Source organism: Homoserinimonas sp. (assembly GCF_056262345.1).
In genome coordinates this window covers 1-12608 of sequence record NZ_JBACFR010000035.1, presented here as the reverse complement: position 1 = coordinate 12608, position 12608 = coordinate 1, and the positions used below count along the sequence as shown (strand labels likewise).

The following is a 12608-nucleotide window of genomic DNA, read 5'->3' as shown; positions in this document are numbered from 1 at the left end:
CGCCGTTCGCGTGCTCACGGAGTTCTGGATCGGCGCCATCCTCGCTGTCTTTCTCAAAGACCGGATGCGTCGCGGCATCCAGTCCCGCGTGCCGTTGCCCACCATCACTGCTGTCGCCATCGTCGTCGTGATCTACCTGGTGACCGCGTTCGACCCGCGCCGGTTCCCCCGCGCCGGGCAGCCCGAGTTCTATAACGGCGTCGACCAGATCGCTCCCACGGAGTCGATCATCGTGCTGCCGCTGCTCGTGCTGCTCATCGGAGCCCTCGCCGTGTGCGGTCGCGACCCCCTCGCTCGGCTGCTCTCCACTCGACCCTTCCTCGTGGGAGGACGCGTGTCGTACGCGCTCTACCTGTCGCATCCGCTCGTCATCGGCGCGGGCCTGCTCGTCACCCAGCGCACGGGCGCGACGGGAGGCTGGCTTGCCGTAATCGCCATTCTCGTGATGGCCGCCTCCTGGGTATTCGCGTGGGTTCTGTGGCGGCGCGTCGAGGAGCCGGCGCGCAAGACCGCCCGGCGCATGATCGCGGCGCGCTTCAGCGCGTAGGGCTCCTTCCGCGCGCGCTCCCGAGCTCAAGCCCTTTTCCGCTGAGGGGGCCCAAATGCGTCTTCCCCAGCAACCGCAGGACGCTTTGTGGACACCTCAGGTTCCCGAGGCGCGGCCTCGCCGCGTCGGGTTCGCTTCTCCCCAGCGCGCAAACGTGTGCGCCGTTCACACCCGGGTGGCTTTTCACTCGCGACTAGCCCTTGCCTCAGAAACCATGGGTCATGGCCGCTCGAATCCCGCTCCCGTCGTCACTCTCCGGTGGCCCATTCACGTCGAGTCAGGGCTACGCTTCGGGGCTCAGCCCAAGTCGGCTCGCCGGCTCGGACCTCGTTCGACCGTTCCACGGGGTCCGCACATCCGAAAGCTCGCCGAGCCTCGAATCCCGATGCGCCGCCTTCCAGCTCAGGATGCCCTCCGACGCGTACTTCTGCTCGGTCACGGCTGCGCTGCTCCTGGGTGTCCCCCTCCCTCCCCGGCTTGAGTTACGCCACGAATTGCACGTTGCCGTACCCGCACCGCGCCGGGCACTCAAGGCGGCGGGCACAATCGGTCACAAACTCCAGACATCCGAGTCGGATGTTTGGAGTTGGGCTGGACTACGCGTCGCGTCGCCAGAATTCACCTGGTGCGAACTCGGCTCCGTGCTTTCAGTGCCTGACTTGGTCGCTGCGGGTGACTATTTGATTCACTGGCGCACTCCTCTGACCACACACGACCGACTCGAGACGGCGATCACCACGATGCGCAAGCGCCGGGGATCTGTAGCTCTTCGTGAAGCGATCGCGTTACTCAACGGACGCTCCGAGTCTCGCCCTGAATCGCTCGTGCGCGTCATGCTCGAGCGCGCCGCGCTCACGGAGTATGCCGTGAACCTGCCAATCACAACGTCCAGTGGAACGCACTACCGGGCCGATCTCGCGTTCGTCCGCGAAAAACTGGCTATCGAGTACCAAGGCGACCATCACCGAGGGGTCGACCAATTCCGCAAGGACATGACCCGAACATCTCTTCTCCAGGAGGACGGCTGGTTCGTCATGCAGCTCAACGCGGATGATCTCCACGACCCATCGGAACTCCTCATTCGCATCCGCCGCGTCCTAGCCGCCCGACGACGAGCGCGCGACTGATTCGCACCTCTGGGTTGGCCTTTGGGTGGGGCGTCTGGGTGGGCGTCTGGGTTGGACCCCGGGTGGGCTGGCACCCTCGGAGTGACGGCGGCGAGCAGGATGCTCCGGCCCAGGGGTCCCCAATGAGTCACGACTCCCTCCCCAAGGACTCATTCGGGACCCCTCAGCGGGAGAGCAACCGGACGCCTCAACTCAGGGGTCCCAAATGAGTGTCGGATCGTGCCGCGAAGGCACATTTGGGACCCCTCAGCCTGCACGCGGGCGCGAGCAGCGCGGGGCGAACAGCGCGGGCGCGGGCGGGGGCGGGCAGCGCGGGACGCGGGCAGCGCAGGCAGCGCAGGCAGCGCAGGACGCGGGCAGTGCAAGACGCGAGCAGCGCGGCGCTAGCAGAGAGCACTGCGGACAGCGACAGCGGGAGCTGTGCGGGCGCGCGCTGCACGACGTGCTGCGCGCTGCGAGCTACTCGCCCCGAGCGGCCCTCAGCATGTCTTCGCGGTCTACGAGCTTGATGCGCTCGCGCCCCCGCTCCTCGCCAAGCTGCTTCTCGGCACCGTCGAGGTTGTGCCAGCCCGTGAGGTCGGTGAACTCGACCCCGCGCGAGTTGAGCAACTCCACAATGGCACGGGGATCGGGATGCTCGGGAGTCCACCAATCCGACTGGCTGTTGATGACGTGCCCGACCGTCTCCATAGCGTCGCTCTTGGTGTGGCCGATGAGCCCGACCGGGCCGCGTTTGATCCATCCAGTGGCGAAGACGCCGTGGACGGCCTCATCGTTATCGTCGATGACCTGGCCCTCACGATTGGGGATCACGCCACGGCGCTCGTCGAAGGGGATCCCGTCGAGCGGAGAACCAAAGTAGCCCACGGCGCGGTAGAGCCCCTGGATGGGCAGCTCGCGAATCTCGCCAGTGCCGCGCACTCCGCCCTGGCCATCCGGCTCGGTGCGTTCGTACCGCAGGCCCTGAACTCCGGTCTGCTCATCACCGAGCACCTCGAGCGGCTTGGCCCAGAAGTGAAGGTGCAGCCGGCGGGATGCCTCGCCGACGGGCCGCTCACGCCACGAGTTGAGCACGCGGTTGAGCACCATGATCTGCTTGTTCGTCTCGATGGCCGTCTTGGAGGCCTCATCGTCGATGAAGTCTTCGTCGTACACGATGATGTCGACATCGCGAAGTTCGCCGAGTTCCCGCAGCTCGAGCGGGGTGAACTTGACCTGGGCTGGCCCGCGGCGACCGAACACGTGAACGTCGGTGACCTTGGACGCCTTGAGACCCTGATAGACGTTGTCGGGGATCTCGGTGACCAGCAGGTCATCGGCGTGCTTGGCGAGCATCCTGGCCACATCGAGGGCGACGTTGCCATTGCCGATCACGGCAACCGACTCGGTTTCGCGCGGCCACTCACGCGGAAAGTCGGGGTGGCCGTCGTACCAGTTGACGAACTCGGCGGCTCCGTAGCTGCGCGGCAGGTCAATGCCCGGGATGTCGGGCGGGGCATCTTTGACGGCGCCGGTGGAGAAAATGACGGCGTTGTAGTGCTGCTTGAGATCGTCCAGGGTGAGGTCGACTCCGTAGCGGACGTTGCCGAAGAGGCGGATGTCGCCGCGGTCGAGCACGTCACGGAGGGCATTAATGATGCCCTTGATGCGCGGGTGGTCAGGCGCGACCCCATAGCGAACGAGCCCATACGGTGCTGGCAGGTGGTCGAACAGGTCGATCGAAACATCGAACTGCTTCTCGGCCTTGAGGATGATGTCTGCAGCGTAGATTCCGGCGGGGCCGGCTCCGACAATGGCGAGCCTGAGCTTGCTCATGGGTCATTCCTTTCGTATCGCGCACGGCGCGACGGGACGCGGGGCGTGATTCAGCTTGTGCGTTCGACGATCGACTCTGCGAACCGAGTGAGCGCCTTGCGCACCGGTCCCTGCGGCAGCGGGGCGAGAGCATCCTGTGCCTCGCGGGCCCACCGCTGTGCTTCGTCGAGTGTCTCTTGAGTTACGGGGTGATTGCGCAGCTCGCGGATCGCTTCGACGAGCTCGCCGTCGCCATCGGCCGCCCGGCCGGCCTCAATGCGCGCGAGCAGCGCTGCGGCATCGGGGTCAGTCTCCGCCTGCCGCTGCAGTAGCAGCGTCGGCATGGTCACCACTCCCGCGCGAAGATCGGTGCCGGCAGTTTTGCCGGTCTCTTCGAACTCCGATGAGAGGTCGATGACGTCGTCGACGAGCTGGAATGCGATGCCGATCTTCTCGCCGAACTCCTCGACCGCTGGCTTGTATTCGTCTGGCGCTCCGGAGTAGGAGAGGCCGATGCGGGCGGCCGCCGCAATGAGCGAACCGGTCTTATCGGCGAGGACCTGGATGTAGTGGGCGATCGGATCTTCGCCCTCGCGCGGCCCGATCGTCTCGTGCAGCTGGCCGAGGCACAACCGCTCAAAGGTGTCGGCCTGCATGCGGATGGCTTCTTCGCCGAGGCTCGCGATGAGCTTGCTGGCACGGGCAAAGAGGAGGTCTCCGGTAAGGATGGCGACGGAGTTGCCCCACACCTCTTGGGCGCTGGGCACGCCCCGGCGCATATTCGCCTCGTCCATGACGTCGTCGTGATAGAGCGACGCGAGGTGTGTGATTTCCAGTGCAGTGGCCGCGATGACGACCTTCTCGCTGCGGCCCGAGCCGAGCTGAGCCGCGAGCAACGTGAGCGTGGGCCGCACGCGCTTGCCACCGGCTTCGAGCAGGTAACGGCTCGTGACATCCGCAAGCTCATCGGCGAAGGCAACTTCGCTGAGCAGCGCCGCCTCAACATCTTCGAGGCCGCGCTCGACGTCGCTGACGACGCGACGCTCCTCTGGCGACGAGAAGATTGCCTCGCCGAGCCCGAGGGATGCCGCCATGCCAAAGCGGCGGCGGACGCCGGAGACTCTGCCGTTCACTCGATCACCTATATCTTTTGGGCCCAGAAGTCGCGGGCGACGGTCACTCGGATGCGCTCGGTTTGCGACCGCGGTGAAGAGCCACAATGCCTGCGGTGAGGTTGCGGTGGCCGACGCGGGTGAACCCTGCTCCCCTGATCCACTGGCTCAGGATCGCCTGATCTGGCCAGTCGGAGATCGACGTAGCGAGGTAGGTGTATGCCTCGGGATTGGAGCTCGTGGCCCCGACGACGGCGGGCATGACGTAACGCATATAGGCGTTGTAGCCCGTGCGAACTACCGCCGCTGGTGGCGTGGAGAACTCGCAGATGAGCAGTCGGCCGCCGGGCTTGAGCACTCGAAACATCTCGGCGAGCGCCTTGCGCGGGTCCTTGATGTTGCGAAGCCCGAACGAGATGGTGACGACATCGAACTCGTTGTCGTCGAACGGCAGATCCATCGCATCGGCCTGAACGAACTCGATGTGGGGATTACGGGTGCGGCCGACATCGATCATCCCCTGCGAGAAGTCTGCTGCGACGACGCGGGCTCCGCTGCGGGCGAGCACGGCTGAACTCGTGCCGGTTCCCGCGGCGATATCGAGGATGCGCTCTCCCGGCTGCGGGTCGATCGCGCGCACAACGGCGTGCCGCCACAGGGCCGAATTGCCCATGGAGAGAAAGCCATTGGTGCGGTCGTAATGGCGCGCGACCTCGTCGAACATCGCCGAAACCTGATCCGGTTGCTTGCTGAGGTCTGCTGTAGCCACAACCAAAGTCTAGCCGGGCCGCGAGTAGGCTGGCTGGGTGACCGAAGCAGCACCGCAGATCCCCGCGCTGACGGTCGAGACCAGCCCGATTGCCGACCCCGGCCCCCTCGTCGCGCACCTCGATCGCGACCGGCCTCTTCTCTGGCGACGCAGGGGCTTTGGCATCCGTGGACACGGCGAAGCGGTACGGCTCGAGTTCTCCGGTGAGCACCGCATGACGGATGCCGCGGCGGCATGGAAGCAACTGGTTGCCGCCGCCACGATCACCGATCCGCTGCGAGTTCCCGGAACCGGCCTGGTCGCCTTCGGCACGTTCACTTTTGCCGCCGATTCCGCGCAAACGAGCGTGCTGATCGTTCCCTCGGTGATCGTCGGCCGCGCCGAGGGACGGTTCTGGCTTACGCGAATTCGCCCGAGCGCCGACGCCGACACCGGCACAGACACCGGCATCGACGAGCCATTCGCCGCAGACTTGCCCGCCACCGAACCGCTCGGCGCCCGGCCGCATGTAGCGCTCACGCCCGGTGCACTCTCGCCCGAGGGATACACGCAGATCGTGGGCGAAGGGGTGCGCCGCATCCGCGATGGGCACCTCAGCAAGGTCGTGCTGGCTCGCGACCTGACGGGCCGCATCAGCGACGGTGGTGACATCCGCACCACGATTGCCGAGCTTGCCGACGGCTATCCCGACTGCTGGACTTTTGCTGTTGACGGGTTCTTTGGCGCGAGCCCCGAGACGCTCGTCGGGGTGCACTCCGGCACCGTCACGGCCCGGGTTTTGGCCGGCAGCGCGGCGCGCGGCACCGACGCCGCGAGCGATCTCGACGCCGCGACCGCCCTCGCCACCTCTACGAAAGATCAGGACGAGCACGAGTTCGCCGTGCAGAGCGTGCTGTCGTCTCTGCGCCCGCACAGCCGTGGCGTCGTTGCCAGCGAGACGCCGTTCACGCTCAAGCTGCCCAACCTTTGGCACCTCGCGAGCGATGTGGAGGGGCTTCTCGACGATGGCGCAACCTCACTCGACCTGATCCAGGCGCTGCACCCGACGGCGGCGGTGGCGGGAACCCCAACACCGGATGCCGTGCATCTGCTGGGCGAGCTCGAACCGTTTGACCGGGGACGCTATGCCGGGCCCGTCGGCTGGGTTGATGCCGGTGGCGACGGCGAGTGGGCTGTCGCGCTGCGCAGCGCCCAGCTTGATGCGGACGGCACGGTGACGGCGTGGGCGGGGGCAGGAATCGTGGCCGATTCTGTTCCGGAACAGGAGCTCGTGGAGACCCGGATGAAGTTTCGGCCCATCGCTGACGCATTCGACCCCGCGGAGTAGAACGCCAGCAGAACTGCTGAACAGAGAACAAAAGAACCGCAGAACCCCAGATCGGCTAGCTTGCCGCCAACCTTTTCTTCTCGAACTCCACGTCATAGTTGGCGGCGGGCCAGTGCGGATCGATCTCGCGGAGCGTCTGCAGGAGCAGCCTCTGCACGGCCACCCTGGCATACCACTTGTGGTCGGCTGGCACTACATGCCACGGCGCAACGTCGGTCGACGTTCGCTCGAAGGCAGCCTGGTAGGCCTCCATATAGTCGGGCCAGAGCATGCGCTCGTCCACATCGCCCGGGTTGTACTTCCAGTTTTTCTCGGGTCGCTCAAGCCGCTGAGACAGGCGCCGCTTCTGCTCGTCGTGGCTGATGTGCAACATCACCTTGATGATCGAGGTTCCCGCCTGCTCAACCTGCGACTCAAAGTCGTTGATCATTCCGTAGCGCCGCTGGATCACATCGGGTGGCGAGAACCCGCGCACCCGATGGATAAGCACATCCTCGTAGTGGGAGCGGTCGAAGACACCGATCATTCCCGCGGCGGGCAGCTCACGCCGCACCCGCCAGAGAAAATCGTGCGCCTTCTCCTCTTCCGTCGGCGCCTTAAACGCGTGGATGCTGATTCCTTGGGGGTCTACACCGCCGACCACGTGACGCAGGATGCCGCCCTTGCCCGCGGTATCCATGGCTTGGAGCAGCAGCAAAACACTGCGTTCGCCGCCGAATCGGCTCTCGGCCCACAGGCGCTCCTGCAGGTCGGCAAGCTCACTGTTGGTGCGCCGGAGTTCGCGCTTGCCGTCTGACTCGTCACCGTCGAATCCCGGCGTCGCAGCGGGGTCGACATCCGATAGTCGAAAATGCGCGCCAACCCGCAGGAGTGTTGACGGCTCGGCCGCCCAGACGGTTTTCGCGCTTGTCGACGACTCAGTCATGCGGTGATGCTACCCGCGCCCCGCCCGCTTCAGCAGGCCAGCATCAGCGCGGCAGCGGCACGTCAATCAGGGTTGGGCCACCGGAGGTGGTGAGCGCCTGATCAAGCTCGCTGCGCGTTTCTGCCCGCACATACTCCCAGCCATAAGCCTCGGCGAGCGCGCTGAGGTTGACGTTCTGAGGGGTATAGAGCACCCGATCGAACGCGGCGGATGCCGTGGTCGCCGCGACCTCGAGGCCATCGAAGATGGTTCCCCCGCCGTCGTTGCCGACGATGATCTGGATGCGGGGGCGCAGTTCTCCCGCGCCGAACAGCAGGCCTCCCGGCTCATGGAGCAGGGTGATGTCGCCGAGGAGGAGCCGGGTCGTTCCCGTTGCGGCGCCTTCCGCCTGGCTTGCGAGTGCGATGCCGATGGCCGTGGAGACGGTTCCGTCGATGCCCGCAAGGCCCCGGTTGGCGTGCGCGCGAATCTTTTTGCCCTGCACAGCTCGGTCGAGCTCACGGATGAGGCGGGAGGACCCGAGAACGAGCCGGTCGTGCGGCCATGTCGCCCGCCACACGGCGTCGGCGACCGCCCGCCGCGTAAGAGGGGCGCGAAGCGCCGCGAGCGTCTGTCGTTGGAACGCGGCCGTGACGGATCCGTCGATCGAATCAGGCGCATCGATAACGGGGCTGTCGTCGCCAGCCTCGACGATGGCACGGCTTGCGTGCACCCAGCGCCCAGTCCATGACCGATCCGGGTCGGGGGGACCCGAGATGTCGATGCCATCGACAATGGAATCTGCCCGGTGGCCGGGGTTGTAATCCTCGGGAGAGGCACCGCGCACAACGATCGTATGAACGCCCGAGCGCTCGATGAGCGCGGGAACCTCGCGGCTCAGGGTGGGGTGACCGAACACGATGACGCGGCGCACCAGGCCGCCGAAGTCGTCGTTGCGGAGGAGCTCTCGGTAGGCGGCGACGAGGTTGGGGCCGAACCGAGCACCGCTCGTGACCTCGGCAAGAAGAGGCGCCCCCAGAGCCCTGGCCGCGGACTCGGCTACGTCGCCTGCCCCGTGGCCCGCGACGACGACGGTGCCCGGCTCGGCAGAGATCGTGAGGATCTCGGCCCCGGGCCTGGCGGCACGGGACGAGGTTGAGAGTGCTGGTGAGGGTGCAGCGGTCAACGCCACGGCTGGCAGCTCGCCTACGGGGCCGGAGAGCGGCTCGGTGAAGGCAACGTTCAGGTGGGCCGGCCCGGCAGAGCCCGAGTGGCCCGCAGCGGCAGCGAAAACCTCACCGGCAAGCTCGGCCACGGATTCCGGATCATGGTGGCCGGCGCCGAGTGCGTCAACATCCCTCGTGAAGCGCGTGGCGTTGCCGAAGATTCCGTGTTGATGCGTGGTTTGGTTGGAGCCGATTCCGCGCAATACCTGCGGCCGATCCCCCGTGATCACAATGAGCGGAATGCCGGCGTGAAAAGCCTCAAGAACCGCGGGATGCAAATTAGCGACGGCTGTGCCCGACGTCGTAATAACAACGGACGGGACGCCGGTCTCCACGGCAAGCCCGAGCGCCAGGAACGCCGCGGAACGCTCATCGATGCGCACATGAAGGCGCACACGACCGGCCGCTTCACACTCGGCTGCGACCAGAGCGAGAGCCTGCGACCGAGAACCGGGGCTCACGACGATGTCGCGCACGCCGAGGTCGATGAGTCGACCGAGCAGGGCGACCGAGAACCCCGTCGCGGGGCTGTCGGGCGCCATCAGTCCTTGTTGGTGTCGTTCGAGGGGCCGCTGTCGTTGCTGGGGCCCGTCTTCTGGTCACCCGTGCCGTCGTCGTCGAGCTCGGCAAGCTTGGCCTCAAGATCGCGGATGCGCTGATCGTGTTCACGATCAGAATCGACCTGCCGCAAGAAGGCGAGGTCGTCATCCGGGTACATCGGGCGGGAGGGCTTGGCGCCCCGCTTGTTGGGACGGTCCTTGCCGATGGCAAACCAGAGCACGCCACCGAGGATGGGCAGAAGGATGACGATGAGAACCCAGGCGGGCTTGGGCAGGCCGCGCATGCGCATCGCATCGGTGCGGATGCAATCGACAATTGAGAAGACCCAGAACGCAAGCAGTAGTGCGCCGGCGAAGACGGTCAGAAAGGCGCGCATGAGCAGAGTCTACGCCAGCCCGCCGGGAAAGGGCTGGCTCTGAGGAGCTGCACAGACGGGGCGATAGCCCGCTCCGAGCGGGTACCCGGTCGACTGCCAGCGGCTGCCTCGGTTATTGCCAGGGAGCATCCGTTTAGACTCATCGGGTGAAGACATCGACCCGCTGGCTGCTCTACTCGTTCATTAGGGTCGGCCTGTTCGCCGCCCTTTTTGCCGGGCTTATGCTCATCGGCATCGAGTGGTGGCTCTCGGCGCTCTTCGCGACCGTTCTGGCCTTTGCGATCTCGTACCTTCTGCTGCACAAGACGCGCGACGAGTTGGCGCTCGACCTGCAGCACCGCCGCACACACGGATCAGTCGATGTGGATGCCGATGCGGAGAACGACGGCAGTGACGCTGTGTCGTATCCCGCAGCCCGCTCGACCGACGAACCGACCAGGCCTTCCGACCGCTGACGGCCAGAGGGCGGGCCGCTCGCTAGGCAGAAAGCCCGAGCGCGTGCTCTGCCGCAATGCGGCCGAAGCAGTTGGCCTCTGACAGGTTGGAGCCGCCCGCCGGATACAGCAGCCCATAGACCTGGCCGAGCTCGCCCGCACCATAAAGCCCTGCGATCGGCCTGCCGAACGGGTCGAGGATCTGCGCGTGCTCGTTGCGCCGCGGCCCGCCACTCGTGTTGGAGCCGCCCGGATACATGGGAACGCAGTAGAACGTGTCGCCCTCAAGAGGCGTGAGGCTCTCGACGGGGCGACCCTGAGCGTCAACGCCCGTCTCGCATCCGGCGTTGTATTCCGCGACGACGGCAGCGGCAGTTGCGGGGTCGAGAACACCAGCGTTGCGCGCGGCCTCCTCGATCGTCGAGCCCTGCGAGATCCATCCGGCCTCGAGCTCCTTGCGGTTGTCGTAGCTCCAGTCGTAGATGCCGACACGGTGCACACCGGCACGACGCGGGATGAGGGGGCCGGCGTCGAGACGCTTCTGGTCGAAGAACCAGTAGCTCGGGATGCGTGGGTAGTCGAAGGTGTCGGAGTCGTACGACAGCAGGTGGTAGTAGAAGGCGTGGCCGAGGCTCGCCTGGGGTGCCTCGTTGGCGAAGCGCTTGCCGTGCTTGTCGGTGATGACGTAGCCGCCGGGTTCGGGGTCGGCCATGACGTCGAGCGGCGTGACTTCGAGCATCACGTTGACGAAGCTGCCGTCCTCCTTAGTGAAGTGCCCGACACCCCGACCAATCATCTGGTTCATGTGCCAGAGATCGGCGCCGACCTCCTGTGCCATGCGAACGCCGTCGCCGGTGTTGCCGGGGTTGCCATAGAAGTGCATGGGGTAAGCCTTGAGGTAGTTGAGCTTGAGCTCTTCGTCGAATTCGTAGCCGCCGGTCGTGAGAACAACGCCGCGGTCGCCATAGGTGCTGTGTTCGCCGGCGTGACCGTGCTGCACGCCGATGACCCGGCCGTCGCTGTCCCGGATGAGGTGCTGAGCGGGCGAGTCATAGATGACGGTGATGTTGTCGTAGCGCGAGATTGCCTTTTGCAGGGCCTCGAAGTAGTCATAGCCCATGCGTAGCTCGGGACGCTCGCCGTCCTTGGCGCGCAGACCGGAGAAGTAGACGCCACCCTCAAGCGCTTCGGCGATCGGGCGTCCGTCGGCGAGAAGTCCCTGTCGAAACTCGTCGATCGCGTCGGTTCCCTCAAAGGGATGCTCACCACCCCTCACCCGCTCGAGGTGGAGGTCGAGACCCATGTCGTCATGCCACTGCTTGAGCGTCGCAGCTTTCTCAACCCAAGCGCGCGATACCGCGGCAGGGATCATGCCGCCCGAGCAGCGGTCCATGTAGGCGAATGCGCCCTCGACGTCGTTGACGCCGAACATGAAGCCCATCGACATGCGGATGTTGGGGGTGTGAGCGTCGTGTGGCTGCTTCTCGATGATGACGACGTTGGCGCCGGACTCGGCGGCGGTCAGCGCTGTGGATGAACCAGCCGCACCGTATCCGACAATTACGAGATCGAAGTGGGGGCCATCGGGAGGTGTGGGCAAGGTGATTCCAATCGCAGTCGAACATCAGTGGTCGATGCAGCTCGCGGGCCGCCCGGCCAGGCTAGGAGCACCCTGGTACACGAGGGAAAGACCAAAGGATGAGGATTCATGCGGTTGCGCGTATATCTGCGATACGACTAGCGATTGCGCGTGGCGACCTCTTCGGCTAGCCGTCGAACATATATCTGGCCCCGCGTATCAATCGGGCGCATCCGGTCTTTGCCCTCGACACTGGTCGCCCTGGATAGTGGGGGTATGACCGTCTTTAGCTTTCTTGATGCCCGCCCGTCGTCGCTGCCGGAGGGTTCCCGCCTTTACTCGTTGACCTTTCGCCCGCACCACGCTCAGAAAAACGGTCTGCCGGCGGATCTCGCATCGATCGCCTACGCCGTCGACGGCCCGGAAGCCGTTGAGGGGGCATGCCTGGTAATCCCCGCAGAGGGCCAGCTCATGTTCGAGCGCGACGGATCCGGGCCCGGGCGCGGAGGCGTTTTGCGTCTGCTGCTCAACATTCGCCGCCCCGACATCAGCCGCGAGCAGTTCGCCCACCACTGGCGCACCGTGCACGCGCAGCTCGCCATCGAACGCAACCCCCACTACGACTACTACATCACCAACATCTCGACCGATCCCGCGAGCGTGTGGGACGGCGTGCTGCAGGAGTGGTTCCCGTCGGAGGAAGCGTTCGTCATCCACGAGACTGGTCTGCAGAATGTGAAGAAGGCAGTCTCTGACGACTACCCCCTGTTCCTCGCCGACTCGCAGGAGTGCCCACAGTGGCTCGCCGTTGAAATCGCCGACTGACCCAGCGCGACGACAAGGAGCACTCAT

12 protein-coding genes are annotated in these 12608 nt (G+C 65.7%); 5 read left to right on the top strand and 7 right to left on the bottom strand.

All coding sequences use genetic code 11. The features are described from left to right. Window positions 1-547 (top strand): acyltransferase family protein (locus tag AC062T_RS01685; protein WP_476026795.1); only part of this gene is annotated, 547 nt, incomplete at its 5' end. A 221-nt stretch (window positions 548-768) separates the two neighbouring features. After that, entirely contained in the window at window positions 769-1674 is a 906-nt protein-coding gene (locus AC062T_RS01680) for an endonuclease domain-containing protein (protein WP_476026793.1), read from the top strand. A 459-nt stretch (window positions 1675-2133) separates the two neighbouring features. Here the strand turns inward: AC062T_RS01680 and AC062T_RS01675 are convergent, their stop codons facing one another. The 3 genes from AC062T_RS01675 to ubiE all read right to left on the bottom strand — a co-directional run bounded on the left by AC062T_RS01675 (window position 2134) and on the right by ubiE (window position 5349). Next, window positions 2134-3489 (bottom strand): FAD-dependent oxidoreductase, encoded by a 1356-nt coding sequence (locus AC062T_RS01675; protein WP_476026791.1) that lies wholly within the window; start codon window positions 3487-3489, stop codon window positions 2134-2136. Between the two features lie 50 nt (window positions 3490-3539). After that, window positions 3540-4562 carry a polyprenyl synthetase family protein gene (locus tag AC062T_RS01670; protein ID WP_476026797.1) on the bottom strand — a complete coding sequence of 341 codons (1023 nt, stop codon included), beginning with the start codon at window positions 4560-4562 and terminating at the stop codon, window positions 3540-3542. An 82-nt stretch (window positions 4563-4644) separates the two neighbouring features. Further along, window positions 4645-5349, bottom strand: a complete 705-nt coding sequence (gene ubiE, locus AC062T_RS01665) for a bifunctional demethylmenaquinone methyltransferase/2-methoxy-6-polyprenyl-1,4-benzoquinol methylase UbiE (protein ID WP_476026789.1) — start codon at window positions 5347-5349, stop codon at window positions 4645-4647. A gap of 37 nt (window positions 5350-5386) precedes the next feature. Here ubiE and AC062T_RS01660 point away from each other — a divergent pair, with 37 nt between their 5' ends. After that, entirely contained in the window at window positions 5387-6676 is a 1290-nt protein-coding gene (locus tag AC062T_RS01660; protein ID WP_476026787.1) for an isochorismate synthase, read from the top strand. Between the two features lie 55 nt (window positions 6677-6731). On the opposite strand, the gene AC062T_RS01655 is transcribed toward AC062T_RS01660, so the two are convergent. The 3 genes from AC062T_RS01655 to AC062T_RS01645 are packed head-to-tail and all read right to left on the bottom strand — an operon-like array spanning window position 6732 to window position 9743. Beyond that, window positions 6732-7601: a polyphosphate kinase 2 family protein gene (locus AC062T_RS01655; RefSeq protein ID WP_476026785.1), complete on the bottom strand. Its 870-nt coding sequence runs from the start codon at window positions 7599-7601 to the stop codon at window positions 6732-6734. A 43-nt stretch (window positions 7602-7644) separates the two neighbouring features. Next, window positions 7645-9348 (bottom strand): 2-succinyl-5-enolpyruvyl-6-hydroxy-3-cyclohexene-1-carboxylic-acid synthase, encoded by a 1704-nt coding sequence (gene menD / locus AC062T_RS01650; RefSeq protein WP_476026783.1) that lies wholly within the window; start codon window positions 9346-9348, stop codon window positions 7645-7647. Beyond that, window positions 9348-9743 (bottom strand): PLD nuclease N-terminal domain-containing protein, encoded by a 396-nt coding sequence (locus AC062T_RS01645; protein WP_476026781.1) that lies wholly within the window; start codon window positions 9741-9743, stop codon window positions 9348-9350. Before AC062T_RS01645 ends, menD begins: the two co-directional genes overlap by 1 nt. 146 nt (window positions 9744-9889) lie before the next feature. Here AC062T_RS01645 and AC062T_RS01640 point away from each other — a divergent pair, with 146 nt between their 5' ends. Continuing rightward, entirely contained in the window at window positions 9890-10198 is a 309-nt protein-coding gene (locus AC062T_RS01640) for a DUF4229 domain-containing protein (protein ID WP_476026779.1), read from the top strand. Between the two features lie 22 nt (window positions 10199-10220). Here AC062T_RS01640 and AC062T_RS01635 read toward each other — a convergent pair whose 3' ends face one another. Further along, on the bottom strand, window positions 10221-11777 hold the full coding sequence (locus tag AC062T_RS01635) for an FAD-dependent oxidoreductase (protein WP_476026777.1): 1557 nt from the start codon (window positions 11775-11777) through the stop codon (window positions 10221-10223). Window positions 11778-12032: 255 nt separating this feature from the next. Here AC062T_RS01635 and AC062T_RS01630 point away from each other — a divergent pair, with 255 nt between their 5' ends. After that, window positions 12033-12581 carry an EthD domain-containing protein gene (locus AC062T_RS01630; RefSeq protein WP_476026775.1) on the top strand — a complete coding sequence of 183 codons (549 nt, stop codon included), beginning with the start codon at window positions 12033-12035 and terminating at the stop codon, window positions 12579-12581. Window positions 12582-12608: the final 27 nt, after the last annotated feature.